Raw genomic sequence first — 26,332 nt, forward strand, 5'->3', positions numbered from 1 at the left:
CCCGGGTGCCACCGGCCTGGGGGCGGCGCGGGTCCACCCCGTCGATCCGGTAGGAACACCGTCGGATCGGCAACCCTTGTTGGGCGAGTCTCCGTCGCTCCGGCTCATTCCGAACGGGTGCGTGGCCGGCCGCGGCCGGCTGTCGGCCGTTTCAGCCCTCGGCCGTGCCGGGGCCCGTCTGGCGCAGGCAGCGCTCCAGGCGCCGCAGGAAGCCGTCGAAGGACTCGTCCGCGGGCCAGGTCTCGTACGCCGTGAGGGTGGCGGCCACCGCGATGTTCAGCTGCAGGGTCGCGGTGAGCTCGTCGGACCCCGCCGCCCCCGTCGATCCGTCGGGCCCGGTGGTCCGGGACGCCACCCAGCTCCTGAGGTCGGAGAAGAACTGCTCGCCGAAGTTCTGCGCCGACTGGGCGAAGGCGGGCGACTGCGCCTTGAGGCGGCGCAGCAGCGGCATGCCGTCGCGCAGGCTCTCGCAGAACCCCGTGAGGATCGCGGTCAGGGAGTCCCAGAGCGGCTCGTCGGCGGGGCGGTCCCGCATCAGCTCCTGCCATGAGCGCCGCTCCTCGGGGTCCTGGTCGAGGAGTACGGCCTCCTTGCCGGCGAAGTAGTTGAAGAAGGTGGCCCGCGAGACGTTCGCCGCGGCCGCGATCTGCTCGACGGTCGTGGCCTCGTAACCCTGCTCCTCCACGAGCCGCAGCGCGGCCTCCCGGATGGCGCGCCAGGTCGCCAGCTTCTTGCGCTCCCGCAGGCTCATGCGCTCTCCCCTTGCACGGTCTTTCCCATAGGGGCATCCTACGGACCACTTCCTGGATGAGTACATTTTTGGACGCGTCTAAATTTTTGCGTTACGGTGGAGTCCGACCCCGGAGGTACGCCCCGACGGCCCACCCCTCCGAAGGAGAAGTCATGAGCAAGGTCTGGTTCATCACCGGTACGTCCCGCGGTCTCGGCCGCGCGTTCGCCGAGTCCGCGCTCGAGCGCGGGGACAAGGTCGCCGCGACCGCCCGGAACACGGCCGCGCTGGACGACCTGGTCACCAAGTACGGCGAGGCCGCGGTCCTTCCGCTGGCACTCGACGTCACCGACAAGGCCGCCGTCACCGCCGCGGTGGCCGCCGCGCACGAGAAGTTCGGCCGCCTCGACGTCGTGGTCAACAACGCCGGCTACGGCATGTTCGGCATGATCGAGGAGATAACCGAGCAGCAGCTGCGCGACCAGATGGAGACGAACCTGTTCGGCGCCTTCTGGGTCACGCAGACCGTCCTGCCGATCCTGCGCGCCCAGGGCAGCGGCCACATCGTGCAGGTCTCGTCCGTCGGTGGCGTCGCCGCGTTCCCTTCCCTCGGCGCGTATCACGCCTCCAAGTGGGCCCTCGAAGGCTTCAGCGAGGCCCTCGCCCAGGAGGTCGCGGGCGCAGGGATCAAGGTCACCATCGTCGAGCCCGGCGGCTTCAGCACCGACTGGGCCGGCTCCTCCGCCGGCCAGGCCGAGCCCAACCCCGCCTACGACCAGGTCCGCACGGCCATCACGGCCCGCCTGGGCAACGCCCGGTACGCCGGCCCCGCCGACGCCGCCGCCGCCCTGCTGCAGATCGTCGACGACGAGAACCCGCCGCTGCGCGTGCTCTTCGGCACCGAACCCATCGAGATCATCGAGCCCCTCTACGCCCAGCGCCTGCGGACCTGGTCCGACTGGCAGCACGTCTCCCGGACCGCCCAGGGCTGACCGGCCCGACCGGTCCGGCACGCTCCACGCATTCCCCCCACACGAACTCGTCAGGAGTCCTCTCTCATGTCCGCATCCCAGAAGTCCCCCGCCTTCGGAGCCACCTCGACCGCCGCCGAGGTGCTCGACGGAGTCGATCTGCACGGCCGCCGGGCCGTGGTCACCGGTGCCGGTTCCGGTATCGGCGTGGAGACGGTCCGCGCGCTCGCCGCGGCGGGCGCCGACGTCACCCTGGCCGTACGCGACACCGATGCGGGCGCCGCCGTGGCGACCCGCCTGCGGGACGAGCTTCCGTCCTCCGCCGGGACGCTGTCGGTGGGCCGGATCGAGCTGTCCGACCTGGCGTCGGTCGCGGCGTTCACCGCGGCCTGGAGCGGCCCGCTCCACATCCTGGTCAACAACGCCGGCGTGATGTCCCCGCCGCGGATCACCCGTACCCCCGAGGGCCGGGAGTGGCAGTTCGGCGTCAACCACCTGGGCCACTTCGCGCTGGCCACCGGCCTCCGCCCCGCGCTCGCCGCCGCCGGCGGCGCCCGCGTGGTCGCGGTCAGCTCGATCGGCCATCTCTTCTCCCCGGTCGTCTTCGACGACCTGGACTACCGCTACCGCCCCTACGACCCCTGGACGTCCTACGGCCAGTCCAAGACCGCCACCACCCTGTTCGCCGCCGGCGCCGCCGAACGCTGGGCCGACGACGGGATCACCGCGAACGCCGTGATGCCCGGCAACGTCGCCGCCACCGGCCTGGCCCGCAACACCGACATGGACGCCGTGGCCGGGATGCTCGCCGCCGGCGAACTCGTCCTGCCCCCGGGCAAGACCGTCGAACAGGGCGCCGCCACCACCGCCCTGATGGCCGGCTCGCCCTCCGTGGCCGCCGTCACCGGCCGCTACTACGAGGACTGCGCCGAGGCCCAGCCCGTCACCGAACGCGCGGGCGCCCTCGCCGGCGTCGCCCCCTACGCCCTCGACCGCGACAACGCGGCACGCCTGTGGACCGTGTCCGAGGCGTTCCTCCGCTAGCCCGGAGCGCGGAAGGACAGCCGCACGTCCGCGGAAGGCGAGGCCTCCGTACGCGAGTTCGCCAGGCCGCGTACGGAAGCCCCCACTCGGACGAAACGGCACACGACCGGCCGCCCTGGAACCGCCCTGCACGGCGGCCCTTCATCGGTCGGCGGCCTTCAAGCGGCCCAGCGCGGCGTCTGCGCGTACTTCGGCAGGACTCGGCAGGCTCACGGTGGTTCCCGTCCTGGGCGACGAAGAGATCGGGCGCCGACCGAGCGCGCGGGTTCGACTAATCCGTGCCGGTTCCGGCCCCGTGCAGCATCCGGGCCACCAGCAGGGCGCCTCCCGCCGCCGCCCCCACCGCTCCCACCGCTCCCACGGCCAGGAAACCGCCGGAGGAACGCCAGGACAGTACCGACCACCGCGACTGCGCGGAGAACAACGATCCTGTACTCAGCCACGAACCGGTCGAGATCAGTGACAGGGCGGAACCGATCGAGCCGACCGACAAGGCGCTGCCGATCGAGCCGACCGACAAGGCCGAACCGACGGACCCCACGGACAGCACCGATCCCACGGAGCCGATCGACAGCACGGAATCCTTTGACCACAACGACAGCACCGAACCAGAGGGCGTACCAGGGACCGACCGTACGGACAGCTTTGTCATGAGGCCATCTTGCCCCGGGCCGCTCCGCCCCGGGCGGTTGTCGACGGATGACGCGGGTCTCGCGTGAGGGACCTTCCGGCATCCGGCTTCAGAGCGTGGACCGTTCGCCCGCCGCGCCGAGCGTGTCGGCCAGCTGTCCCAGCAGCGAGCGCAGCAGTTCGTCGTCCCCGTCGTTCAGCACCGGCCAGCGCGCGCGGACCTCGCGGTCCAGGCGCCGCCAGTACGTCCGGCCGCGCGGGGTGAGGTGGGCGAGGATGCGGCGCCGGTCGTAAGGGTCGACGCGGCGATAGAGGAGGTTCTGGTCCACGAGGTGGTCGACGAGTCTGGTGAGCGTCGCCGGCGGGAGGAAGACCGCCTCGGCGATCGCGGTCATGGGGTGGCCCGCGCCGTCGGAGAGCAGCGCGAGGACCCGCCAGGCGTCGAGGGAGCAGCCGTCCTCGTCCAGCACGGACTGGAGCCGCCGTGCCGCCAGGCGCTCCGCCCGCGTCAGCAGCTGCATCAGATCCTGGGGCTGACGCGGCGATGGGGTCGGCATCCTGCTCCTCGCTCCCGGGGGGTGTACATGGTACGAGACGGATTGGAGTTCACCGCGTCGACCCGGAATCATGACGCCATGTTCCGGCCCGATGCGCCCGTGCCCGACTGGTTCACGGCAGACGACTCCGTGTTCGGCGTGGCCCTCGTCCTTCCCCTGCAGGGATCGGCGGGCATCTTCGGGCCCACCTGCGAACTGTGCGCGCAACTGGCGGCGGAGGAGGTCAACCGCGCGGGCGGGGTACTCGGCAAGGAGCTGCGCCTGCTGCCCGTGGACGGGGGTGGCACACCACGCGAAGTCGCGGACCATGTCGAGGCGTTGGTGGACCTGGGGGCCGTGCAGGGGGTCACGGGCTGGCACATCTCCTCGGTGCGCCAGGCCCTCGCCCCGAGAATCGCGCATCGGGTTCCCTACGTCTACACCGCCCTGTACGAAGGCGGTGAGCACACCGCCGGGGTGTTCCTCACGAGCGAGACACCGCGTGACCAACTACGCCCGGCCATGGGCCTGCTGGCGCACGAGCGCGGGCTGCGCCGCTGGTTCGTGGTGGGCAACGACTATGTGTGGCCGCGCCGTACGGCCCGAGCCGCTCACGTGTACGCGCGTGAGTCCGGCGGCAGCATCCAGGGAGAGGTGTATCTGCCGCTGGGCACCCATGACTTCGGTGCGGTGCTGCGCCGGATCGAGCGCACGGAGGCGGATGGCGTCATCATGCTGCTGGTCGGCAGTGACGCGGTGCGCTTCAACCGGGCGTTCGCCGCGGCCGGCCTCGACACCCGGTGCCTCCGGCTGAGCACCCTGATGGACGAGAACATGCTGATGGCCAGCGGCCCTTCGGCCACGGTGGATCTCTACAGCACGGCCGGGTTCTTCGCTTCCCTCGCCGGCCAGGACACCCTGGACTTCCACGGACTGTACGCAGGCCGATTCGGGATCGAGGCGCCGGCTCTCGGCAGTTTCGGCGAATCCTGTTACGAGGGCGTGCTGTTGCTCGCCGCGCTCATCGGCCGGGCCGGAACCCTCGAGGTGTCGGCGATCGGGGCAGCGGCCGAGACCGTGTCCTACGAGGGGCCACGGGGGCTGCTCCATCTGCGCGGCGGTCATGTGCGCCAACGCATCTACCTGGCACGGGCCGAGGGGCTGGACTTCGACGTGGTCGCCGAGCTCGACCTTCACGAACCCGGCTCTTGACACCGGCTCGTCGGCGCCAAGATACTTCCCGCAGGAAGTAATCAGAATGCCTCGGGCGTGTCATGAATTCGGATGCCGAATTCCGCCCCGGGCATTTTTTGTTGCCCTCCCGAGCGCCCCCGAACACATCATGAGAGCGGGAAGATACGGCCGGGAAAGTACAGCGAAACACCTTGGAAACAGGGCGACTTGAGGCTGTGGACCGCACTTCAGGAGGTTGTCTCCTCCACAGCCCGAGGGGGTTCTATTGTCCAGCGGTTCCCGAATTCTCCGACGCCGGATCGCAGCCGGTGCCGCCGTGCTCGCGACCGTCGTCGCACTCTCCGCGTGCGGCGCCAAGACCGACGCGGGCGGTACGTCCGACAAGGCCGCGAAGGCGGACGTGAGCGGCGACACCGTCAAGGTGGGTCTGCTCAACTCGCTGTCGGGCACGATGGCGATCAGCGAGGTGACCGTACGCGACTCCCTGAAACTGGCCATCGGCGAGATCAACGCCTCGGGCGGAGTGCTCGGCAAGAAGATCGAGCCGATCAGCGAGGACGGCGCCTCCGACTGGCCGACGTTCGCCGAGAAGGCGAGCAAGCTGATCAGGGAGGACCGGGTCGCGGCCACCTTCGGCTGCTGGACCTCCGCGAGCCGCAAGGCCGTCAAGCCTGTCTTCGAGAAGAACAAGTCGCTGCTCTTCTACCCCGTGCAGTACGAGGGACTTGAGCAGTCCCCCTACATCTTCTACACCGGCGCCACCACCAACCAGCAGATCGTCCCCGGCCTCGACTATCTCAAGTCCCAGGGCAAGAAGCGGATCTACCTGGTCGGCAGCGACTACGTCTTCCCGCGCACCGCCAACAAGGAGATCAGGGCGTACGCCAAGGCCAACGGCATGACGGTCCTCGGCGAGGACTACGCGCCGCTCGGCTCCACCGAGTTCAGCACGATCGCCAACAAGGTGAAGGCGTCGAAGGCGGACGCGGTCTTCAACACCCTCAACGGCGACTCGAACGTGGCCTTCTTCAAGGAGTACAAGTCCGCCGGGCTCACCGCCAAGGGCATGCCGGTGGTCTCGGTGTCGATCGCCGAGGAGGAGGTCAAGTCGATCGGGGCGCAGTACCTGGCGGGCCAGTTGACGGCCTGGAACTACTACCAGACCACCCCGGGGGCCGCGAACACCAAGTTCGTGAAGGCCTACAAGGCCAAGTACGGCCAGGACAAGCCGACCAGTGACCCGATGGAGGCCGCGTACACCTCGGTCTACCTGTGGAAGGCGATGGTCGAGAAGGCGAAGTCCTTCGACCCCGAGAAGGTCAAGGCCGCGTCCGACGGCATCACCTTCGACGCGCCGGAGGGCAAGGTCACCGTGGACGGCGCGACCCAGCACATCTACAAGACCGCCCGCATCGGCAGGATCGGCTCTGACGGGCTGATCGAGCAGGTCTGGGACTCCGGCAAGCCGATCAAGCCGGACCCCTACTTGAAGGGTTACGACTGGGCCTCCGGCCTCTCCTGACCACCCGTCGCGCGGGGCCTGTGCGCACAGGCCCCGCGTCCCGACTCCCCGGAGCCGCCGTATGACCGTGATCCTCGGGCAGTTGTTCACCGGCGTCAGCATCGGTGCCGTCCTGCTCCTCATCGCGCTCGGCCTCTCGCTCACCTTCGGCCAGATGAATGTCATCAACATGGCCCACGGCGAGTTCATCATGGCCGGCGCCTACACCACGTACGTACTGCAGAAGTCCATTTCCGGCGCAGGAATTTCACTGATCGTCGCTCTGCCCGTCGCATTTCTTGTGTCGGGGGCGCTCGGCGCGCTGCTGGAATGGCTGCTGATCCGCCGCCTTTACCTCCGTCCCCTCGACACCCTTCTTGTCACGTGGGGTGTCTCGCTGATGCTTCAGCAACTCGCCCGTGACATTTTCGGTGCGCCGAATGTGCAGACCCGCGCACCCGATGTCCTCACCGGGCACATCACGGTCATCGGCGGCGACGACCCGCTCACCTTCGCCAACAGCCGGCTGTTCATCCTCGGGCTGGCGGTCGCCGCGGTCGTGGCCCTGTCCCTCACGCTGCGGCTGACCCCGCTCGGGCGGCGGATCCGCGCGGTGGTGCAGAACCGGGACCTGGCGGAGGTGTCCGGCATCTCCACCGGGCGCGTGGACCGCACCGCCTTCTTCATCGGCTCCGGGCTCGCCGGGGTCGCCGGGGTCGCGCTGACCCTGGTCGGCCCGATCGGGCCGACGATGGGCACCAACGTCATCATCGACGCCTTCCTGGTGATCGTGGTCGGCGGCATCGGGCAGCTCAAGGGCAGCGTGATCGTCGCCTTCGTGCTGGGCGCGCTGCAGTCGGTCCTGGAGTACTCGACCACCGTCAGTGTCGCGAAGGTGCTGGTCCTCGTCGCCATCGTCGCGTTCCTCCAGTGGCGGCCACAGGGCCTGTACACGCTGCGCACCAGGAGCCTCACATGACCACCACCACTCCCCTGGCCCCGAAGTCGAGGCAACTGCCGGGCAGTCGGGGCCGGTTCACCGCGGCTCGTCCCGCCGCCGGTTTCGCGGCGGCCGCCGTCGCGCTCTTCGCCGTCGCCCCGCTCGCGTTGTCCGACTTCCGGCTCGGTCTGCTCGCCAAGTATCTGTGCACGGCCATGGTCGCGGTCGGCATCTGTCTGGCATGGGGGCGCGGCGGCCTGCTGACACTCGGCCAAGGGGTGTTCTTCGGACTGGGCGGCTACGCCATGGCCATGCACCTGAAGATCGCGGACGCCGGCCCCGGCAACCTGCCCGACTTCATGCAGCTGTACGGGACCGCCACCGAACTCCCCTGGTGGTGGCGGCCGTTCGCGAATCCGGTGTTCGCGATCGCCGCGACCGTCCTGCTGCCCATGGCCGTCGCCGCGATCCTCGGTTCCTTCATCTTCCGGCGCCGGGTCAAGGGCGCCTACTTCGCGATTCTCAGCCAGGCGCTCGCCGCGGCCTTCGCGATCTGGCTGGTCGGCCAGCAGGCCACGACAGGCGGCACCAACGGACTGACCGACATCCAGGGCTTCTTCGGCTACGACCTGAACGACCCGGTCAACCAGCGGATGGTGTACTTCGTCATCGCCGCGGTGCTGCTCCTGCTGATCGCGCTCGCCCGTCAGCTGATCCACAGCCGCTACGGCGAACTCCTCGTCGCCGTGCGGGATTCCGAGGAACGGGTGCGGTTCCTCGGCTACGACCCCGCGAACGTCAAGCTCGTGGCGTACGTCGTCGCGGCGGGCATGGCCGGACTCGCGGGTGCGTTGTTCGTGCCCGCCGTCGGCATCATCTCCCCCGCGCTGGTCGGCATCGTGCCGTCCATCGAACTCGTCATCGGCGCCGCGGTCGGCGGCCGGGCGAGCCTGACGGGCGCGGTACTCGGCGCGATCGGCGTCGCCTGGGCCAGGACGGCCCTGTCCGAGGAGTTCCCCGCGGCCTGGACCTACTTCCAGGGGCTGTTGTTCATCGTCGCCCTGGCGTTCCTGCCGGGCGGTCTCGCCTCGCTGGCCGCGATCGTGAAGCGGCGCCGGGCGCACCGAGGACTCGCTGGAGACACGGTATGACGGAGTTTACGGACAGTGCGCCCGCGGGGCTCCGGATTCGGGGACTGCGGGTGACCTTCGACGGCTTCACCGCCGTCGACGGGGTGGACCTCGACGTGCGGCCGGGGGATCTTCGCTTCCTGATCGGGCCGAACGGCGCGGGCAAGACGACGCTGGTCGACGCGGTCACCGGACTGGTGCGGGCGACGGGATCGGTGCGCTTCGGGGGTGCCGACATCCTCGGCCGCAGCGTGCACCGGATCGCCCGCTCGGGGATCGGCCGCACCTTCCAGACGGCCGCCGTCTTCGAGGAGTTGACGGTCCTTCAGAACCTGGACATCGCGGCGGGCGCCGGGCGGGGCGCGCTGACGATGCTGCGCCGCCGCAAGGGTGTGCCCGGGTCCGTGGCGCGCGCCCTGGAGACGGTGGGCCTGGCCGGCCGCGCCGACAGCCCGGCCGGGACGCTCGCGCACGGCCAGAAGCAGTGGCTGGAGATCGGCATGCTGCTGGTGCAGGACGTCCGGCTGCTGCTGCTCGACGAGCCGGTCGCGGGCATGAGCCAGGACGAACGGCAGGCCACCGGCGAGCTGTTGGAGCGCATCAGCCGGGAGCGGACCGTCGTCGTGATCGAGCACGACATGGACTTCATGCGGTCCTTCGCGCGCAGCGTCAGTGTGCTGCACGCGGGCCGGGTGCTCAGCGAGGGGACGGTGGCCGAGGTGCAGGCCGACCCGAAGGTGCAGCAGGTGTATCTCGGGCACGCGGCCGCCGAGGACACCACGGCGACCGTTCCCGGACCGACCGCCGTTCAGGAGGCGTGATGCTGGAGATCGACACCGTCCACGTCGGGTACCACCGCAGTCTCGTCCTGCACGGCGTCTCCGTCGAGGTGCCGAGGGACGGGGTGGCGGCGGTGCTCGGGCACAACGGCGCGGGCAAGAGCACCCTGCTGCGGGCCGCCGTCGGACTGCTCGGCCCGCGAAGCGGCTCGGTCCGCCTGGACGGCGAGGACATCACCCGGCTGAGGCCCCATGAGCGGGTGGCGCGCGGCATGGCGTACGTCCCGCAGGGCCAGCAGGCCTTCCCGCACCTCACGACCGCCGAGAATCTCCAACTGGTCGCGGACGGTCGACGCCGCGGCAGGGAGGCGATCGCCGAGGCACTGGACCTGTTCCCGGCGCTGCGGACCCTGTCGGGCCGCCGCGCGGGGCTGCTCTCCGGGGGTCAGCGCCAGCAACTGTCCATCGCCCGGGCCCTGGTGACGGAGCCTCGGGTTCTCCTGCTGGACGAGCCGACCGAGGGCATCCAGCCCTCGGTGGTCGCCGAGATCGAGGAGACGATCCTCGCCCTGGCCGCCCGGGGCGGTCTGTCGGTGCTCCTGGTCGAGCAGCATGTCGGCTTCGCGATGCGGGCCGCGCAGCGCTACTACGTCCTGGAGGCCGGCCGGGTCACGTCGTCGGGCGAGGGCGGCCGGGACGCCGAGCAGGTGGTGCGGGAGGCGCTCAGCGTGTGACCCAGGGTGGAGTCCGCCGGGCACCCTGATGATCGGCCGGGACGGGGCACGCGGCCTCGGCCGTCAGCTCCCCGCGAGGGATGCCCGGGCCCGTTCGAGGTGGGCACGTTCCGGCGCGCTCCCGGTCAGCGTGATGGCCGCTTCGTACGCCCGCAGCGCCTCGGCGTCGCGTCCGATCCGGCGCAGCAGGTCCGCCCGTACGGCGTGGAAGGCGTGGTACCCGTCGAGGTCGAGCTGGTCGACGAGGGCGAGTGCGGGCTCCGGTCCCTCGGTCTCGGCCACGGCGACGGCGCGGTTGAGGGCCACGACCGGGCTGGGGGCGAGCCGCATGAGCTGGTCGTACAGCCGGAGGATCTGCCCCCAGTCCGTGGCGGCGGCGGTCGGGGCGTCGCTGTGGACCGCGTTGACCGCGGCCTGGATCTGGTAGGGCCCCGGCCGGTCGCGGCGCAGACAGCGGCGTACGAGAGCCTGGCCCTCGGTGATCAGGTCCCGGTCCCAGCGGGTGCGGTCCTGTTCGGCGAGGAGGACCAGGTCACCGCCGACCGTCGCGCGGGCCGGCCGGCGGGCCTCGACGAGCAGCATCAGGGCGAGCAGGCCGAGCGCCTCGGGCTCGTCGGGCATGAGCTCGACGAGGAGACGTCCGAGGCGCAGGGCCTCGGCACAGAGGTCCTCGCGGCCCCCGTACCCCTCGTTGAAGACGAGGTAGACGACGGCCAGCACACCCCTGACGCGGTCCGGCAGATCCGCGTCGCGCGGCACGCGGTAGGGGATGCCCGCGTCGCGGATCTTGGCCTTGGCGCGGACGATCCGCTGGGCCATGGTGGGTTCGGGGACGAGGAAGGCACGCGCGATCTGCGCGGTGCTCAGGCCGCCGAGGAGCCGTAGCGTCAGGGCGACCTGGGCCTGGGGCGCGAGCGCGGGGTGGCAGCAGGTGAAGATCAGACGGAGCCGTTCGTCGCGCACGGGGCCCTCCTCCACGGGGTCGTCCGGGGCGTGCAGCCGGGCCGCCTCGGCGTGCCGGGCCGCGCGGGTGGACTCGCGGCGCAGCCGGTCGACGGCGCGGTTGCGGGCGGTCGTGATGATCCAGCCGGCCGGGCTCGGCGGGATGCCGGTCCCCGGCCACTTCGCCACGGCCGTGGTGAACGCGTCCTGGACCGCTTCCTCGGCGAGGTCGATGTCGCCCAGGAAGCGGATCAGGACGGCGACCGCCCGGCCGTACTCGGCGCGGAAGACGGCCTCGATGTCACCGGCTCCGACGGTCATCGGTCCTCGGACTCGTGGGTGAACGGCCGCACCTCGATCGGGAGCGTCGTCGCCAGGGTCGCCTTGCGCCCCCAGGCGAGCGCCGCGTCGAGATCGGGCGCCTTGATCAGACAGATCCCGCCCAGATACTCCTTGCTCTCCGCGTACGGCCCGTCGGTGACCAGGACGTCACCGTCCCGGGCGCGCAGCACGGTGGCCGTCTCCGGCCCGTGCAGTCCGCCGGCGAAGACCCAGGCGCCGGCCTCGCGCAGTTCGGTGTTGAACACGTCCAGGTTGTGCATGATCTCTTCCAGGACCTCGGGCGCGGGCGGCTCGCCCTGCGGCTGCATCACGCTCAGCAGGTAGTACTTCATGATGTCCTCCTCGGTGGTCCCACTCGGCGTCTTTGTGACTACACGAACGAAGGGGCGCCGGATCGACACACGCCACGACGACAGCGGGAGATTCCTTCGATGACCGTCCCACCGCATCCGCTCGTCGCCGCGGCCCGGGAACTGGCGGCCGGGGTCCTGGCGCCCCGGGCCGAGGACGTGGACCGGGACGGCATGCCCGCGAGCAGCGTCGAGGCCGTCAAGCGCTCGGGGCTGCTCGGGGTCGCCGCGCCGGTCGAGGCCGGCGGGTCGGCGGCGCCCGCCGCGGTGGTCCGCGAGACCGCGGAGATCCTGGCCGGGGCGTGCTGCTCGACCTGGTTCGTGCAGACCCAGCACCACACGCCGGTGGCGACCCTGGCGAAGAGCGGCCTTCCTGTACGCGAACGGCTTCTCGGCCCGCTCGCGCGCGGGGAGCTGCTGTCCGGTGTCGCGTACGCCCAGTTGCGCGCGTACCCGCGCGTCCCGGTACGAGTCACGCGCGAGCGCGGCGGGTGGCGCTTCGACGGGACGGTCCCCTGGTACACCGGCTGGGGGCTGAACGACGTCATGCTGCTGGCCGGGGTGACGCAGGACGACGAGGCGCTGTTCGCGTTCACGCAGGCGCGCGAGCAGCCGGGGCTTCGCCCGTCCCCGCCGATGCGGCTCGCCGCGCTCACCGCGTCCCGGACCGTCTCGCTGGAGCTGGACGGACTGTGGCTGCCCGACGACGCGGTGGCTCTGCGCACCCCGTACGAGTCCTGGGCGGTCACGGACCGCCCCAAGAACACCAATGCCTCGCCCGCCGTCTTCGGGGTCACGGCGACGGCGATCGGCCTGCTGGAGGCCGATCCCTCGGCGGGGGAAACGGCTGACACCCTGCGGGCACGTCTCGACGAGGTCAGACGGCGGGCGTACGAACTCGCCGACCACCCGGTGCCGACCGAGCGGATCGAGGAGCGGCTGGAGTGCAAGACCCGGGCGTACGACGTGATGCGGGCGGCCACCACGGCGGCGGTCGTGGCCGGCGGCGGGCGGGCGATGGACCTGCGCAGCCCGGCCCAACGGCTCGCGCGCGAGGGGATGTTCCTGCTGGTGCAGGGGCAGACGGCCCAGGTGCGCGCGACGCACCTGGGGTCGCTGGGTTCCCTCGGCGGGCCCGGTCCGCTCAGCCGGTGAAGGGCACCTGGGCGACCGGTGCCGGCGGGGCCGCGAACGGGTGCCGCCACAGGCCCCGCGCGGCGAGCCGGGGCAGGACGCCCTCGCCGAACCAGTAGGCCTCCTCCAGGTGCGGGTAGCCGGAGAGCACGAACTCGTCGATGCCGAGGGCGTGGTACTCCCCGATCCGGTCGGCGACCTCCTCGTGGCTGCCGACCAGCGCGGTGCCCGCTCCGCCGCGCACCAGGCCGATGCCGGCCCACAGGTTGGGGTGGATCTCCAGCCCGTCCCGGCCGCCGCCGTGCAGCGCGAGCATCCGTTGCTGGCCCTGCGACTCGCTGCGGGCGAGTCCCTCCTGGACGGACCGTACGGTCGCCGGGTCGAAGCCGTCGAGGATCCGGTGTGCCTCGGCCCAGGCCTGCTCGGAGCTGTCGCGGGTGATGACATGGAGCCGGATGCCGAACCGGAGGGTCCGCCCCTCCTTCGCCGCCAGCCCGCGGATCCAGGCGATCTTCTCGGCGACCTGGGCGGGTGGTTCGCCCCAGGTGAGGTAGACGTCCGCGTGGCGGGCGGCGACCTCTCCGGCGATCGGCGAGGAGCCGCCGAAGTAGACCTCGGGGACCGGGTCGGGGACGCGGGCGAGCCGGGCGTCCTCGACCCGCAGGTGCTCACCGGCCAGGTCGACGGTCTTGCCCTCCCACAGGTCCCGGACGATCCGCAGGAATTCGCCGGTACGGCGGTAGCGGGCGTCCTTGTCGAGGAAGTCGCCGTAGGCGCGCTGCTCGTGGCTCTCGCCGCCGGTCACCACGTTGAGGAGCAGCCGTCCGCCGGTCCGGCGCTGGAAGGTGGAGGCCATCTGCGCGGCGAGTGTGGGCGACACGAAGCCGGGCCGGAAGGCGACGAGGAACTTCAGCCGCTCCGTGTGCTGACTGACCATCGCGGTCGTCAGCCACGCGTCCTCGCACCAGGCGCCCGTCGGGGTGAGGGCGCCGACAAATCCCAGGTCCTCCGCGGCACGGGCGATCTGGCTCAGATAGGCGACCGTCGGTGGCCGGTCCCGTGAGGACACGGTGGCGGGCGTGCCGTGACCGCCGCCGACGACATCGCGGCTGTCGCCGTTGGTGGGCAGGAACCAGTGGAAGGTGAGGGACACGGCGGCGTTCTCCGATCGTGGGGACCTGGTGGGCGAGGGGGCCGTCGGCTGTGGCCGGTGCCGTGCCTGCTGCGGCTTCAGTGCCCCGGCAGGCAGCGTTCGCCCCGTCGCGGCGCCTGCGCGTCGTCGGCGATCGCTTCGACGGTCATCGGTGTCAGCCCGTGGCGGCGAGCAGGGGTGTACGGCCCAGAGCGGCGGAGAACTGGTCCACCACCTGGGCCAGGGCCTCGGCGCTGCCCGGCGCCACGGTGACGCTCCCGTCCTGGCCCGTGATGATGTCCTTGTCGAGGGTGAACCAGCCCTGGACGATATGGGCCGCCCCCATGGAGTTGAGGACCGGACGGAGCGCGTAGTCCAGGGCGAGCACGTGAGCGGTACTGCCTCCCGTCACCAGCGGCAGCACGGTCTTCCCGGCCAGGGCGTACTGCGGGAGCAGATCGAGCAGCGCCTTCAGGACGCCGGAGTAGGCGGCCTTGTAGACGGGGGTGCCGATGACCACTCCGTCGGCTCGGGCGAACAGTTCGGCCGCCTCCACTATGGCGGGGTGCTGGAAGTCCGCGCCGAGCAACGCCTCGGCGGGGATCGTACGGACGTCGAGGGGGATCACCTCGTGCCCCTGCCCGGCGAGCCGGGCGTCGAGGTGGCGCAGGAGCTTGGCCGTGCGGGAGGAGACCGAGGGGCTGCCGGAGACGGACAGAACGGTGGCCATGAGTCCTCTTTCGTGAACGGGTTCCGGTGAACGGTTCCGGGTCAGTACCGCGAGCGGGCTCGCGGGTGAGTTCCGTGACCCGGGTGCCGGGTCACGGGCTGCCGGGGTGACCGGAAGGCGTGACCGGGACTTCGGGTGGGCTGGATACCGGGGTGAACGGACGGACGTGACCGGCGTTCCTGGACGGGGGCTGCCGGGCGGGCGGAGAGCGAATGGAGACGGATCAGGCTCGCACCGCACCCGCGCGGCACGCTGGAGGAGCACCTGAGTCCCGACGGACTCCCGCTCTCTGTACGGCAGTCAGACCTCGGCGCACCGTACGGACCGTGGCGCGGCACTCGGGGCCGGCGGCTGTTCGGGATGCGTCGAGGTTCGGGAACCCGGCCGGATTCAGCCGGAGTTCGGGTGCCGATGTGTCGCGGAGAGGCGAGGGAACACGCCGGTCACGGTGAGGAGAAGTCACCGTGGGCGGAGGACCCGCGCGAAGGAGACCTGCAGTCGGGGATCGTCAGGCTTCGCGGCGACAGAAGGAACTGCAGACACGCGCGAGGTCGACGTGGCGTCGCCGCGTGAGGTCCAGTCGCATCTTCATGGTCGCGATCGTCGCAGCTCCGCGTACGGGCAGTCAAGGAACGGCGGTTCGGTCTCGCATCCCGGACCGGGGCATGTCCCGGGGAAACCCGGGCAAGCGCATTCCACGGGACTCGTCGCTCCGGGTCCGCCGTCAGAGCTGGAGGTGTCTGCCGCCATGGGCACAAAGGTGCTGGAACGATTTCCCGCCGGGGCTCCGCGTGGATCCTGGACCGCGGAGGAATACGCGGCCCGGCGCCGTACCGAGGGGCTGCAGGCGACGGTCGTGATGGACCTGAACTCGGACGCCTTCCTCGTGGTCGTTCCGGCCGGCGACGAGGACTGAGCCGGACCGCGGTGACCGGACCGCGGCGGAACACAGCGGACGGTCCGCACGCACGAACGGCCCGCGCGAACCACACGGCGGGCCGTCGTGCTTCCTGTCGGAGTGGGCCCCGTCCCGCCGGACCGGGCCCACTCCGACAGGGTTCTCACACCTCGACGCGCTCGTCCCCTCGGACCCCGGGCGCGGACGCGGACTCGGGGTCGGGGTCGGCTCCGGGCTCGCGGCTGAGCGTCCCCGGCCACCACGCCCGGCGGCCGATGTCGCGGACCAGGGCCGGCACCAGCAGGGAGCGGACGACCAGGGTGTCGAGCAGGACGCCGAAGGCGACGATGAAGGCGATCTGCACCAGGAACGCCAGCGGGATCACCCCGAGGGCGGCGAAGGTCGCGGCCAGCACCACGCCCGCCGAGGTGATCACCCCGCCGGTGGCGACGAGTCCGCGCAGCACGCCCGCGCGTACCCCGTGACGCAGCGACTCCTCCCGGACCCGGGACATCAGGAAGATGTTGTAGTCGACGCCGAGGGCCACCAGGAACACGAAGCCGTACAGCGGCACGGACGCGTCGGTGCCCGTGAAGCCGAACCCGTGCCGGAACACGAGCGACGAGATGCCCAGCGTGGCGAGGAAGTTGAGCGCCACCGTGGCCACCAGGAGCACCGGCATGAGCAGCGAGCGGAGCAGGACGGTCAGGATGACCAGGATGATGGCGAGGACCACCGGCACGATGAGCGTGCGGTCGCGTTCGGCGGTCTGCCGGGTGTCGTACTGCTGGGCCGCGTAGCCCCCGACGAGCGCGTCGGCGTCCGGTACGGCGTGCACCGCTGTGCGCAGCCGGGCGACGGTGGCCTTGGCCGCGTCGCTGTCCGCGGCGGACCGCAGCGTGACGTCGACACGGACCCGGCCGTCGACGATCCGCGGCGCTCCCCCGCCGGGCCGCCCGGACTCCGTCACCACGACGGCCGACGCGACACCGTCCGTGGCGCGCGCAGCGGACGTGACCTGCGCGACGCGGTCGGCGTTCGCGATGATCACGGCCGGGTTGCCGGAGCCGCCGGGGAAGTGCCGCCCGAGGGTCTCCTGCGCGGCGACCGACGGTGCGTCGTTGACGAAGATCTCGGCGAGCGGGATGCCCTTCGCGGTCAGGGTGGGCGCGAAGGCCGCGCAGGCGAGGAGGCCGGCCAGGGCCATCGCCCAGACCTTGCGCGGCGCGCGGTCGACCAGTGCCGCGACCCGGTTCCAGATGCCGCCGCCGGTGCTCACCCCGCCCGCCGGGCGGGGCCTGGCCGGCCAGTAGGCGGCGCGGCCGAGGAGCACCAGGACGGCGGGCAGGAAGGTGAGCGAGCTCAAGCCGGCGCAGGCCACGCCGATGGCCCCCACGGGACCGAGCGAGCGGTTGTTCGTCAGATCGCTGAGCAGCAGCGCCAGCAGTCCGAGGGCGACGGTTCCCGCGCTCGCGACGATCGCGCCCCAGGACTGCCGCAGTGCCGCCCGGACCGCCGTGAACCGGTCGGCGCTCAGGGCGAGTTCCTCACGGAAACGGGCACTCAGCAGAAGGGCGTAATCGGTGGCGGCGCCGATCACGAGGATCGAGAGGATGCCCTGCACCTGGCCGTCGACGCGTACGACACCGCGGTCGGCGAGGACGTAGACGACGGCGCAGGCCAGGCCCAGCGCGAACACCGATCCGAGGATGATGAGGAACGGGAGCAGCACACTGCGGTAGACGAGCAGCAGGATCACGAGGACGGCCGCCAGGGCCACCCCGAGGAGCAGTCCGTCGATTCCGGCGAAGGCGTCGCCGAGGTCGGCCTGACTGGCGGCGGGTCCGGCGATCCACGTGGTCGTACCGGGGACGGCTGCGGCGGCGGTACGAATGCGGTCGACGGCGTCGGGAAGCCGCTTGCCGAGGTCGGGCCTGAGCTGGACGACGCCTTCCAGGGCCTTGCCGTCCTGTGACGGCAGGGCGGGTGACGGCCGGCCGACCACGCCGGGGGTGCCGGCGAGGGAGGCGAGCGCGCGGGTCGCGGCGGACTGCCGGGCCCCGGCCGTGGAAGCGTCGCCGTCCACGGTCCACACGACGATCGCGGGCAGCGTCCCGGCCTGCTGGAACGCACGCTGCTGGGCCACCACCTTCGTGGACTCGGCGCTGCGCGGCAGGAAGGCGGCCTGGTCGTTGGTGGAGACCTCGCCGAGCCGGCCGGCGTAGGGGCCGAGGGTGCCTCCGATGCCGAGCCAGGCGACGAGCAGGACGACGGGGATCAGCCACAGGGCTCGTCGCGGGGTGAGGGACATCGTTCTCCAGGTTGTGCCGGCAGGTGACTCGATGAGCACAAGTATCTCGATGAATGACAATCTCAATCATTGAGATATCTCGCGGCCAGATCGTAGACCATGCCCGGAGTTCCGTCCCCGGCGGCCGTCCGGATGCACCGGGCGGTGGCCGTCCGGGCACGGACAGCGGCCGCCCGGACGCGAGGACGCGTCCGCGGGCGGCGGGCGGCGTGCGCCGGGCGGGTTCAGCGTCCGGGAGACCGTACGGCCGAGAGCCGCTCGTTCATCGTCGCCAGGAAGCGGAGGACGACGGACAGCTCGTCCTCGCTGAATCCGGACCGCACGCTCGCCGTGACGTCGGCGAGCGGCCGGAAGTGGGCGCGCGCGGCCGACCTGGCGTCGGGAACGTAGTGGAGGTGGACCACCCTGCGGTCGGGGCTCTCCCGGACGCGCCGGATGTGGCCCGCGCGTTCGAGCCGGTCCAGACACGCGGTGACCGCGCCCGAGGTGAGTCCGAGGTGCTCGCGCAGCCGGCCCGGGGTGAGCGGCTCGGACGCGTCGAGGATCGCCGCGAGCGCCAGAACGTCCGTGGCGTGCAGACCGTGTTCCCCGGCGAAGGCGTGGACCAGCCGGTTGATCTCGCCGTTCAGGCGGCGCAACTCGACCGCGAAGGCGTGAAGATCCGTCGCCGCGGCCCGCTCCCGCTCCCGGCCCGCATCGGGGTCCGGATCATCCGTCCGGTCGTCACGGTCGTCTCGTCTGGCCACGTGATCAGCCTATAGAAGTCCCGGCACTCCCCCGTTCGGGCGTCCGCCACCCGGAGGCCGCCCCGTCCGGCGCATCCGCGGGCGGTACCGGGGTGGAAGGGATCAGGGAGGGAGGCGGTCCCCGAGGGGGCCAGGACGGCGACCGACGGAGGACCCATGAGCGACGACGAGACCGGCACCGGCCCGAGGTGTCTGGTGACCGGTGCCACCGGCTACATCGGCGGACGGCTGGTCCCCGAACTGCTGGCCGAGGGGTACCGGGTGCGCTGTCTGGCCCGCACACCCGCCAAGCTGCGCGACTATCCCTGGGCGGGCGAGGCGGAGGTGGTGCGCGGCGATGTGACGGACGCCGGCTCGGTCGCCGACGCGCTGCGCGGATGCGAGGTCGCCTACTACCTCGTGCACGCGCTCGGCACGGGCCACGACTTCGAGGACACCGACCGCAGGGCGGCCCGGATCTTCGGCGAGCAGGCCCGTGCGGCGGGTGTGCGGCGCATCGTCTACCTGGGCGGCCTCACCCCCGCGGGCGTACCGGCCGGGGAACTGTCACCGCACCTGAGGTCGCGGGCCGAGGTGGGGCGCATCCTGCTGGAGTCGGGCGTACCGACCACCGTGCTGCGCGCCGCGGTGATCATCGGGTCCGGCTCGGCCTCCTTCGAGATGCTGCGCTATCTCACCGAGCGGCTGCCGGTGATGGTGACGCCGAGCTGGGTGCACACCCGGATCCAGCCCATGGGCGTACGCGATGTGCTGCGCACCCTGGTCGGCAGCGCCGGGATGCCCGCGGAGGTGAACCGCGCCTTCGACATCGGCGGCCCCGACGTCCTCACGTACCTGGAGATGATGCGCCGGTACGCGGCCGTCGCCGGGCTGCCGCGCAGGCTCATCTTCCCGGTGCCGGTCCTCACGCCCCGGCTGTCCAGCCACTGGGTCGGCCTGGTCACCCCGGTGCCCGCGTCGATCGCCCGCCCGCTCACCGAGTCGCTGCGCCATGAGGTCGTGTGCCGCGAGCACGACATCGTCCGGTACGTTCCCGATCCTCCGGGACGCCCGATCGGCTTCGACGCGGCGGTCGCCCTGGCGCTCCAGCGGGTGCGCGACGCCCAGGTGACCACCCGCTGGTCGTCGGCGTCGTATCCCGGGACGGCCAGCGACCCGCTGCCCACCGACCCCGACTGGGCGGGCGGCAGCCTCTACACGGACAAGCGCGAGCTGACGGTGGACGCGTCGCCCGGGAATCTGTGGCGGGTGATCGAGGGCATCGGCGGCGACAACGGCTGGTACTCCTTCCCGCTGGCCTGGGCGGTGCGCGGCTGGATGGACCGGCTGGTGGGCGGAGTGGGCCTGCGGCGCGGCCGCCGTGACGCCAGCCGGCTGCGGGTGGGCGACTCCCTCGACTTCTGGCGGGTGGAGGAGATCGAGCCGGGGCGGCTGCTGCGGCTGCGGGCCGAGATGAGGCTGCCGGGGCTCGCGTGGCTGGAGATGTACGCCGATGTGACGGACGACGGGCGCACACGCTACGGGCAGCGGGCCCTGTTCCATCCGCACGGGCTGCTCGGGCACCTGTACTGGTGGAGCGTGTCGCCTTTCCACGCCGTGGTGTTCGGCGGCATGGCCCGCAACATCGCGCTGGCCGCCGAGAGCACTCCCGCCGCCGCGACGGCACCCGCGCCCACCCACTGACACCGCACCCGCGCACACCCGCCGACCTGCGTCCGTGCTCACCCGCCGGCTCCCCGACCGCGTCCATGCTCACCCGCCGGCTCCCCGACCGCGTCCGTGCCCGTACCGCGCGAGCTGTACGAACCGCATCCGCGGGACTTGCCCGGACCGAAGCAGACCGACGCCGTACCCCTCTCAGCACCGCCCCGGAGCCACCCCATGACCGTCTCGATCGTCCTGTTCACCTCCGACCTGCGCCTGCACGACCACCCGCCGCTGCGGGCCGCCCTCGACGGTTCGGACGCGGTGGTGCCGCTCTTCGTCCGCGACGAGGCCGTCGCCGGCGCCAGGTTCACCGCCCCCAACCGGATGGCGTTCCTCGCCGACTGTCTGACGGACCTGGACGCCGGGCTCCGTGACCGCGGCGGTCGCCTGGTGGTGCGCTCCGGCGACGTGGCGGCCGAGGTGGCGAAGGCGGCCGCCGAGACCGACGCCGCCGCGGTGCACATCGCGGCGGGGGTCAGCGCCTACGCACACCGCAGGGAGGAGCGGCTGCGCGCCGCGCTGGAGTCGGAGGGACGCCGCCTGCACGTCCACGAGGCGGTGGTCACCGCGCTCGCTCCCGGTGCGGTGACCCCGGCGGCCTCCGACCACTTCGCCGTCTTCACGCCGTACCACCGCCGGTGGGCGCGGCAGCCGTTGCGGAACCCGGTCGCGGCTCCCCGGGCCGTCCGGGTGCCGGACGGCGTCGGTTCGGAGGCGATCCCCTCGCGCTTGGACGTGTCCGCGGTGTCCGAGGGGCTGGCCCGGGGCGGCGAGACGGAGGCCAGGAAACGGCTGACGGCCTGGCTGCGCGACGGGATCGGGGCGTACGAGGACCGCCACGACGACCTGCCCGGCGACGCGACCTCCCGGCTCTCCCCCCATCTGCACTTCGGCACGCTGTCGGCGGTCGAACTGGTCCACCGGGCACGCGGTGTGGGCGGTCCGGGCGCCGAGGCGTTCGTACGGCAGCTCGCCTGGCGGGACTTCCATCACCAGGTGCTGGCGGCCAGGCCGGACGCGTCCGCCGCCGACTACCGTCCCCGGCACGACCGTTGGCGCTCGGGGGCCGAGGCACAGGAGGACATCGAGGCCTGGCGGGAGGGGCGGACCGGCTATCCGGTGGTGGACGCCGCGATGCGGCAATTGCGCCACGAGGGCTGGATGCACAACCGGGGGCGCCTGCTCACCGCGAGCTTCCTGGCCAAGACGCTGTACGTGGACTGGCGGGTCGGGGCCCGGCACTTCCTGGACCTGCTGGTGGACGGCGATGTCGCCGACAACCAGCTCAACTGGCAGTGGATGGCGGGAACGGGCACGGACAGCCGGCCCAACCGTGTCCTGAACCCGCTGACCCAGGCGAGGCGTTACGACCCGGAAGGGGCATATGTCCGGCGCTGGGTGCCCGAGTTGGCCGGAATCGCGGGGCGCGCGGTGCACGAGCCGTGGAAGGTCCAGGACCTGGACCGGGCGGCCCGCGACTACCCGGACCCGATCGTCGACCTGTCCGAGGGGCTGGCCCGGTTCAAGAAGGCCCGGGGCCTGGACTGACAACAACGCCCGGGGCCTGGACCGGCACCGGGGCCTGGACCGGCGACAACACCGTGGCCGCGTGCGAGAACGATCCGAATCGAATATAAACTGCCGAGGATTTTACCTGTTGTAGAGATTCCTCAGCGGTGCGCCGCCGTACTGGTGGTCGTCCGAACCACTCGTACCGGATCCGTGCGCACCGGATCCATCGCGCGGCCATCCCGGAGCCAACGGCTCCGGAACCGCCGTACCCGCCCCCAGGAGGCTGCTCAATGCGCATTACACGGAACGTGGGAACCCTCTTCGTGACCGGTGCGTTGACGCTGACCCTGGCCGCGCTCGCCTATCCGGCCATGCTGGGGATCCAGACCACGTCCGCCGCCCCGGTCCGCATCATCGCCAATCCGTCCTCGGGGCCGCTGACCGAGGCCGACCGCGACTTCGTCGTCAAGGTGCGCGCGGCGGGGCTGTGGGAGTACCCGGTCGGGCAGCTGGCCCTGCAGAAGGGGACCACCCCGGAGGTCCGCACGGCGGGGGAGCACCTGATCGCGGGGCATGCCGGGCTCGACGCCACGAGCCGCAAGGTCGCCAAGGAACTCGGCATCACGCTGCCCAACAAGCCGTCCCCGCAGCAGCAGGGCTTCGTGGCGACGCTGAGCGCGGACTCCGGCGCGAAGTTCAACACCGACTTCGCCAACATCCTGCGCATCACCCACGGACAGATCTTCTCGACCGTGGCGAAGATCCGCGCCTCGACGGAGAACTCCCTCGTACGGCAGCTCGCCGACCAGGCCAACGACACCGTGCTGGACCACATCACCGTGATGGAGAAGACCGGACTGGTCGACTTCGACCAGGTGATCATCCAGGAGACCACCATCCCGAAGGTGCCCGCGGTCAATCTGACGCCTCCCGCGCCGCAGCCCGGCGAGCCGGAGGTCGTCCTGACACCGCCGGCGGGTAGTGGTGCGGCGCTGCCCTCGGGCGGGGCGTCGCTGCCCGCGGGAGGTGCCTCGCTGCCCGCAGGAGGTGCCTCGCTGCCCTCGCCGACTCCGACGGTGGGCTGAACCACGCGGGTGGAGTGAACGGCGGCGGCCCGAGCGGGAGTTCGTGAGGGCGGCCGCCTTCCGGCTCAGCCCTCGGCCAGGCTCACCAGCGTGGTGAGCGCCTCCCTCAGTCCCGGCGGCCGGAGCATGCCCGGTTCCTGGCGTCCGGCCCAGCCGGGGCCGCCCAGCAGGACGGCGGGATGGCTGCGGGCGCCCTTGACCCCCCAGGCGGTGGCCGCGATGTGCCGGGCCAGCGGGCGGTCGGCGGTGGAGCGGGTCTGCGACCACAGCACGACGGCGACCGGTCCCAGCCGGCGCACCGCCGCGGTCAGCGCCTCAGGGGGCACGGCGGGGCCGAACATCCGCGCGGGCAGGCCCTGTTCGACGAGCCCCGCGTGCAACGCCTCCAGCGGGAGGCAGTGCTGTTCGCCCGGGACGCAGGCCAGCACGATCGGACCGCCGGTCGCCGGCGATCGGGGCCCCACCGGTCCCGAAGCGCGGTGCAGCACCCGGGAGATCTGCCACGACAGCAGGTGCTCCACCTCCACGTAGCGGTCCCCGGCGGACTCCCATTTGCGGCCCACCGCGTGCAGGGTCGGCACCATCACCTCCTCCCAGCCGACGACCACGCCGTGCCGCTCGACGAGCGAGGTCAACTGGTCGTCCACGGACGGCGCGTCGAGGCGTACGGCGGCGCGCGCGAGCCCCTTGCACTCCTGTCTGGGGTCCCCGAACGGCTCCGCCCCGGCCGCCGGTGACGGGGGTTCCAGGCCGTCGGCCGCGCTCCCGCTTTCGGGCGTCAGCGGGTCGGGCCGGCCCTTCGCCGCCCTGGCCGCCTCGGCGGCCGGCACTCCGGCCGAGGTCAGCCGGCACATCTCCTCGAGCATCGCCACGTCCTGGGGCGTCCAGCGGCGGTGCCGTCCGCCGGAACGGACGGCGGGGCCCATTCCGTATCTGCGGTCCCAGGAACGCAGCGTGGTGGGTGACACTCCCAGGCGGCGGGCCAGCGCGCCGGTGGTGACACCGGCCTCCGCGGATCCCGTGCCAGGTCCCCGACCCCGATCCGACCGGCCATCACCCATACGGCGACTATACGACGCAGAAACGATGCGAGTTGTCGCCTCTGTCGCATGGTTCCCACAATCGGTTCCACGGGCCCCACACAGGGAGTTCCCGGAGCAAGGAGTCGTGGCCATGAGCGCAGATCCGACCGCCGAGCACCTGACCGCCGAGTCCGGGGACGCTCTCACGGACGCGGACCTGGCCCGTGGAATCGTCGACGGGGACGAGGCGTCCATGGCCACCGCGTACCGGCGCTGGGCTCCCCTGGTCCAGGCCCTGGCCCGGCGTTCGCTGGGCGACGCGCGCGAGGCGGAGGACGTCACCCAGCAGGTGTTCCTCGCCGTATGGCGGGGGGCCCGGGGTTACCGGCCCGAACGCGGCCCGGTGGCCGCGTGGCTCGTCGGCATCACCCGGCGCAAGATCGCCGACGCCCTGTCCGCGCGGACCCGGCGCACCGAGCTGGTGGGCGCGGCCGGCGCCCTTCTGGTCCTCGCCGACGACACCAGGTCCCGGCCCGAGGCCACGCTCGACCGTGTCGTCGTCCGGCACGAGCTGGCCAAGCTCCCGACCCCGCAGCGACGGGTCCTGCACCTCGCGTTCTACGAGGACCTCACGCAGACCCAGATCGCCCGGCGCACCGGCTGGCCGCTGGGCACCGTCAAGAGCCACTCCCGACGCGGTATGCACCAGCTCCGCGACTGTCTGCGACCGCTCGCCGAGGTCTGAGCACAAAGGGCCCACCGGCACTTTCCGGCCCGCGGGCCAATCCACCACCCCACCGGCTCCGGATCACATCCGAACCGTCGTCGCGTCTCGGAGGAACCACACCGTGAAGGAAGCCGTGGAGATCGGGCGAAAGCCGTCCGCGGAGCCGGACCTGCCGGATCTCATGTCCCGGGTCGCCCGCGGTGACCAGGACGCGTTCGCCTCGCTCTACGACGTGGTGGCGGGCCCGGTCCTCGGCATCGTGCGCAAGGTGCTGCGCGACCCGGCGCAGTCGGAGGAGGTCGCGCAGGAGGTGCTCGTCGAGGTGTGGCGGACCGCGGCCCGCTACCGCCCCGAGCGGGGGTCGGTGATGAACTGGGTCCTGACCCTCACCCATCAGCGGGCCGTGGACCGGGTGCGCTCGGTCGAGGCCTCGGCCGCGCGGGAGCAGAAGGCCGCGCTCCTCGACCGGACGTCCCCGTTCGACGAGGTGACCGAACAGGTCGAGGCGCGCCTGGAACGTGAGCAGGTACGGCGCTGTCTGCGCACACTGACGGAGCTCCAGCGCGAGTCGGTGACCCTGGCCTACTACCGCGGGCTGACCTACCGGGAGGTGGCGGAGCTGCTGGCGACCCCCCTCGGCACGGTCAAGACCCGGCTGCGCGACGGACTGATCCGGCTGCGCGACTGCCTGGGGGTCACGGCGTGACCCCCGTGGATCTGCACACGCTGACCGGCGCGTACGCGCTGCACGCGCTGGCCGACGACGAACGCGAGCGTTTCGAGCGGCACGCCGCGGACTGCGCCGACTGCACGCGGGAGGTCCGTGAGCTCAGTGCCACCGCGGCGCGGCTGGGCCTGGCCGTCACGGCTTCGCCGGGCCCGGCCCTCAAGGACCGGGTGATGCGGCGGATCACCTCCGTCCGCCAGGAGCCGCCGCGCGCCCTTCCCCTCACGGCTCTCCTGGCCCCCGGCATCCGCCGGCACCGGCCCGGGCGATGGGCGCTGGCCGCGGCTCTGGCCGCGGCGGCCTCGCTCGGCGGTACGGCGGTGTGGCAGCACGAGCGCGCCCAGGACGCCCAGGAGCAGGCCCGGCAGGCCGAACGGCGTGCGGACCAGGTGACCGCGGTCCTCACCGCCCCCGACGCCAGGTCACGTACGGCGAAGCTGGCCGGCGGGGCGAGCGGCACGGTCGTCGTGTCCCGGAGCCGGGACCGGGCGGTGTTCATCCCCTCGAAGATGGCGAGGCCGCCGGGCGGCAAGGTGTACCAGCTGTGGTTCGACGACGCGGGCACCATGCGGTCCGCCGGGCTGATGGACCCGGGCCGCACGACCGGGGCCGTACTGCTGGAGGGTTCCCTCGACGGTGCGTCCGGCATGGGGATCACCGTGGAGCCGGCCGGTGGTTCCCCCAGGCCGACGTCCGCGCCGGTGGCCCTGCTGGGCCTCCCCGTCTGAGTGTTCGTCCCCTCCGTTGGGGGGAGGGGACGAACACTCGGCTCCGTTGG

General features: G+C 72.0%; 26 protein-coding genes. 16 read left to right on the forward strand and 10 right to left on the reverse strand.

The features are described 5' to 3' along the window. Positions 1-151: 151 nt before the first annotated feature. Positions 152-751 carry a TetR/AcrR family transcriptional regulator gene (locus tag OG410_RS04400; RefSeq protein ID WP_329297893.1) on the reverse strand — a complete coding sequence of 200 codons (600 nt, stop codon included), beginning with the start codon at positions 749-751 and terminating at the stop codon, positions 152-154. Between the two features lie 152 nt (positions 752-903). Here OG410_RS04400 and OG410_RS04405 point away from each other — a divergent pair, with 152 nt between their 5' ends. Both OG410_RS04405 and OG410_RS04410 read left to right on the forward strand, forming a co-directional pair. Then, positions 904-1,722, forward strand: coding sequence for an SDR family NAD(P)-dependent oxidoreductase (locus OG410_RS04405; RefSeq protein ID WP_329297894.1), 819 nt, complete (start codon positions 904-906; stop codon positions 1,720-1,722). Between the two features lie 66 nt (positions 1,723-1,788). Further along, the gene (locus OG410_RS04410) at positions 1,789-2,745 is read left to right on the forward strand and encodes an SDR family NAD(P)-dependent oxidoreductase (RefSeq protein ID WP_329297895.1); all 957 of its coding nucleotides are present in this window, start codon (positions 1,789-1,791) and stop codon (positions 2,743-2,745) included. A gap of 271 nt (positions 2,746-3,016) precedes the next feature. Here OG410_RS04410 and OG410_RS04415 read toward each other — a convergent pair whose 3' ends face one another. Further along, positions 3,017-3,397 (reverse strand): hypothetical protein, encoded by a 381-nt coding sequence (locus tag OG410_RS04415; protein ID WP_329297896.1) that lies wholly within the window; start codon positions 3,395-3,397, stop codon positions 3,017-3,019. An 88-nt stretch (positions 3,398-3,485) separates the two neighbouring features. Then, positions 3,486-3,932, reverse strand: coding sequence for a MarR family winged helix-turn-helix transcriptional regulator (locus tag OG410_RS04420; protein WP_329297897.1), 447 nt, complete (start codon positions 3,930-3,932; stop codon positions 3,486-3,488). Positions 3,933-4,010: 78 nt separating this feature from the next. Here OG410_RS04420 and OG410_RS04425 point away from each other — a divergent pair, with 78 nt between their 5' ends. From OG410_RS04425 to urtE, 6 genes are all read left to right on the forward strand, one after another. Further along, a complete protein-coding gene (locus OG410_RS04425; protein WP_329297898.1) occupies positions 4,011-5,123 on the forward strand; it encodes a substrate-binding domain-containing protein in 1,113 nt (370 codons plus the stop codon). Between the two features lie 298 nt (positions 5,124-5,421). Beyond that, positions 5,422-6,627 (forward strand): urea ABC transporter substrate-binding protein, encoded by a 1,206-nt coding sequence (gene urtA, locus OG410_RS04430; protein WP_329297899.1) that lies wholly within the window; start codon positions 5,422-5,424, stop codon positions 6,625-6,627. 61 nt (positions 6,628-6,688) lie between these two features. Next, on the forward strand, positions 6,689-7,585 hold the full coding sequence (gene urtB, locus OG410_RS04435) for an urea ABC transporter permease subunit UrtB (RefSeq protein WP_329297900.1): 897 nt from the start codon (positions 6,689-6,691) through the stop codon (positions 7,583-7,585). Continuing rightward, a complete protein-coding gene (gene urtC / locus OG410_RS04440) occupies positions 7,582-8,697 on the forward strand; it encodes an urea ABC transporter permease subunit UrtC (protein WP_329297901.1) in 1,116 nt (371 codons plus the stop codon). The genes urtB and urtC overlap by 4 nt, the downstream gene beginning before the upstream one ends. Beyond that, positions 8,694-9,497 (forward strand): urea ABC transporter ATP-binding protein UrtD, encoded by an 804-nt coding sequence (gene urtD / locus OG410_RS04445; protein WP_329297902.1) that lies wholly within the window; start codon positions 8,694-8,696, stop codon positions 9,495-9,497. The genes urtC and urtD overlap by 4 nt, the downstream gene beginning before the upstream one ends. Then, positions 9,497-10,189, forward strand: coding sequence for an urea ABC transporter ATP-binding subunit UrtE (gene urtE, locus OG410_RS04450; RefSeq protein WP_329297903.1), 693 nt, complete (start codon positions 9,497-9,499; stop codon positions 10,187-10,189). Before urtD ends, urtE begins: the two co-directional genes overlap by 1 nt. Positions 10,190-10,252: 63 nt before the next feature. Here the strand turns inward: urtE and OG410_RS04455 are convergent, their stop codons facing one another. Together OG410_RS04455 and OG410_RS04460 are read right to left on the reverse strand one after the other, a co-directional pair. Continuing rightward, positions 10,253-11,452 carry an RNA polymerase sigma factor gene (locus OG410_RS04455; protein ID WP_329297904.1) on the reverse strand — a complete coding sequence of 400 codons (1,200 nt, stop codon included), beginning with the start codon at positions 11,450-11,452 and terminating at the stop codon, positions 10,253-10,255. Further along, positions 11,449-11,805, reverse strand: a complete 357-nt coding sequence (locus tag OG410_RS04460) for a YciI family protein (RefSeq protein WP_326789662.1) — start codon at positions 11,803-11,805, stop codon at positions 11,449-11,451. Before OG410_RS04460 ends, OG410_RS04455 begins: the two co-directional genes overlap by 4 nt. Before the next feature lie 99 nt (positions 11,806-11,904). On the opposite strand from OG410_RS04460, the gene OG410_RS04465 reads away from it, so the two are divergent. Then, positions 11,905-12,978 (forward strand): acyl-CoA dehydrogenase family protein, encoded by a 1,074-nt coding sequence (locus OG410_RS04465; RefSeq protein WP_329297905.1) that lies wholly within the window; start codon positions 11,905-11,907, stop codon positions 12,976-12,978. Here the strand turns inward: OG410_RS04465 and OG410_RS04470 are convergent. Next, a complete protein-coding gene (locus tag OG410_RS04470) occupies positions 12,968-14,110 on the reverse strand; it encodes an LLM class flavin-dependent oxidoreductase (protein WP_329297906.1) in 1,143 nt (380 codons plus the stop codon). The genes OG410_RS04465 and OG410_RS04470 overlap by 11 nt on opposite strands. A gap of 154 nt (positions 14,111-14,264) precedes the next feature. Beyond that, a complete protein-coding gene (gene ssuE, locus OG410_RS04475; RefSeq protein ID WP_329297907.1) occupies positions 14,265-14,819 on the reverse strand; it encodes an NADPH-dependent FMN reductase in 555 nt (184 codons plus the stop codon). 748 nt (positions 14,820-15,567) lie between these two features. On the opposite strand from ssuE, the gene OG410_RS04480 reads away from it, so the two are divergent. Continuing rightward, entirely contained in the window at positions 15,568-15,735 is a 168-nt protein-coding gene (locus tag OG410_RS04480) for a hypothetical protein (protein ID WP_326789658.1), read from the forward strand. Between the two features lie 145 nt (positions 15,736-15,880). On the opposite strand, the gene OG410_RS04485 is transcribed toward OG410_RS04480, so the two are convergent. Together OG410_RS04485 and OG410_RS04490 are read right to left on the reverse strand one after the other, a co-directional pair. Further along, complete coding sequence (locus OG410_RS04485) at positions 15,881-18,028, reverse strand: MMPL family transporter (RefSeq protein ID WP_329297908.1); 2,148 nt, start codon at positions 18,026-18,028, stop codon at positions 15,881-15,883. Between the two features lie 224 nt (positions 18,029-18,252). Beyond that, positions 18,253-18,774 carry a MarR family winged helix-turn-helix transcriptional regulator gene (locus OG410_RS04490; protein WP_329297909.1) on the reverse strand — a complete coding sequence of 174 codons (522 nt, stop codon included), beginning with the start codon at positions 18,772-18,774 and terminating at the stop codon, positions 18,253-18,255. Positions 18,775-18,930: 156 nt separating this feature from the next. On the opposite strand from OG410_RS04490, the gene OG410_RS04495 reads away from it, so the two are divergent. From OG410_RS04495 to OG410_RS04505, 3 genes are all read left to right on the forward strand, one after another. Continuing rightward, on the forward strand, positions 18,931-20,457 hold the full coding sequence (locus OG410_RS04495; RefSeq protein ID WP_329297910.1) for an SDR family oxidoreductase: 1,527 nt from the start codon (positions 18,931-18,933) through the stop codon (positions 20,455-20,457). Positions 20,458-20,655: 198 nt separating this feature from the next. Beyond that, on the forward strand, positions 20,656-22,029 hold the full coding sequence (locus tag OG410_RS04500; protein ID WP_329297911.1) for a cryptochrome/photolyase family protein: 1,374 nt from the start codon (positions 20,656-20,658) through the stop codon (positions 22,027-22,029). Positions 22,030-22,283: 254 nt separating this feature from the next. After that, positions 22,284-23,078 (forward strand): DUF4142 domain-containing protein, encoded by a 795-nt coding sequence (locus tag OG410_RS04505; RefSeq protein WP_329297912.1) that lies wholly within the window; start codon positions 22,284-22,286, stop codon positions 23,076-23,078. Positions 23,079-23,143: 65 nt separating this feature from the next. Here the strand turns inward: OG410_RS04505 and OG410_RS04510 are convergent, their stop codons facing one another. Next, positions 23,144-24,139, reverse strand: a complete 996-nt coding sequence (locus OG410_RS04510; RefSeq protein WP_329297913.1) for a MerR family transcriptional regulator — start codon at positions 24,137-24,139, stop codon at positions 23,144-23,146. A gap of 112 nt (positions 24,140-24,251) precedes the next feature. Between OG410_RS04510 and OG410_RS04515 the strand changes: the two genes are divergently transcribed. The 3 genes from OG410_RS04515 (at position 24,252) to OG410_RS04525 (ending at position 26,282) form a co-directional block, all read left to right on the forward strand. Continuing rightward, entirely contained in the window at positions 24,252-24,845 is a 594-nt protein-coding gene (locus tag OG410_RS04515) for a sigma-70 family RNA polymerase sigma factor (protein WP_329297914.1), read from the forward strand. A 103-nt stretch (positions 24,846-24,948) separates the two neighbouring features. Next, positions 24,949-25,533 carry a sigma-70 family RNA polymerase sigma factor gene (locus OG410_RS04520; RefSeq protein WP_329297915.1) on the forward strand — a complete coding sequence of 195 codons (585 nt, stop codon included), beginning with the start codon at positions 24,949-24,951 and terminating at the stop codon, positions 25,531-25,533. Next, the gene (locus tag OG410_RS04525; RefSeq protein WP_329297916.1) at positions 25,530-26,282 is read left to right on the forward strand and encodes an anti-sigma factor; all 753 of its coding nucleotides are present in this window, start codon (positions 25,530-25,532) and stop codon (positions 26,280-26,282) included. Before OG410_RS04520 ends, OG410_RS04525 begins: the two co-directional genes overlap by 4 nt. The last annotated feature ends 50 nt before the right edge of the window (positions 26,283-26,332 follow it).

The organism is Streptomyces sp. NBC_00659, assembly GCF_036226925.1.
GTDB lineage: Bacteria > Actinomycetota > Actinomycetes > Streptomycetales > Streptomycetaceae > Streptomyces.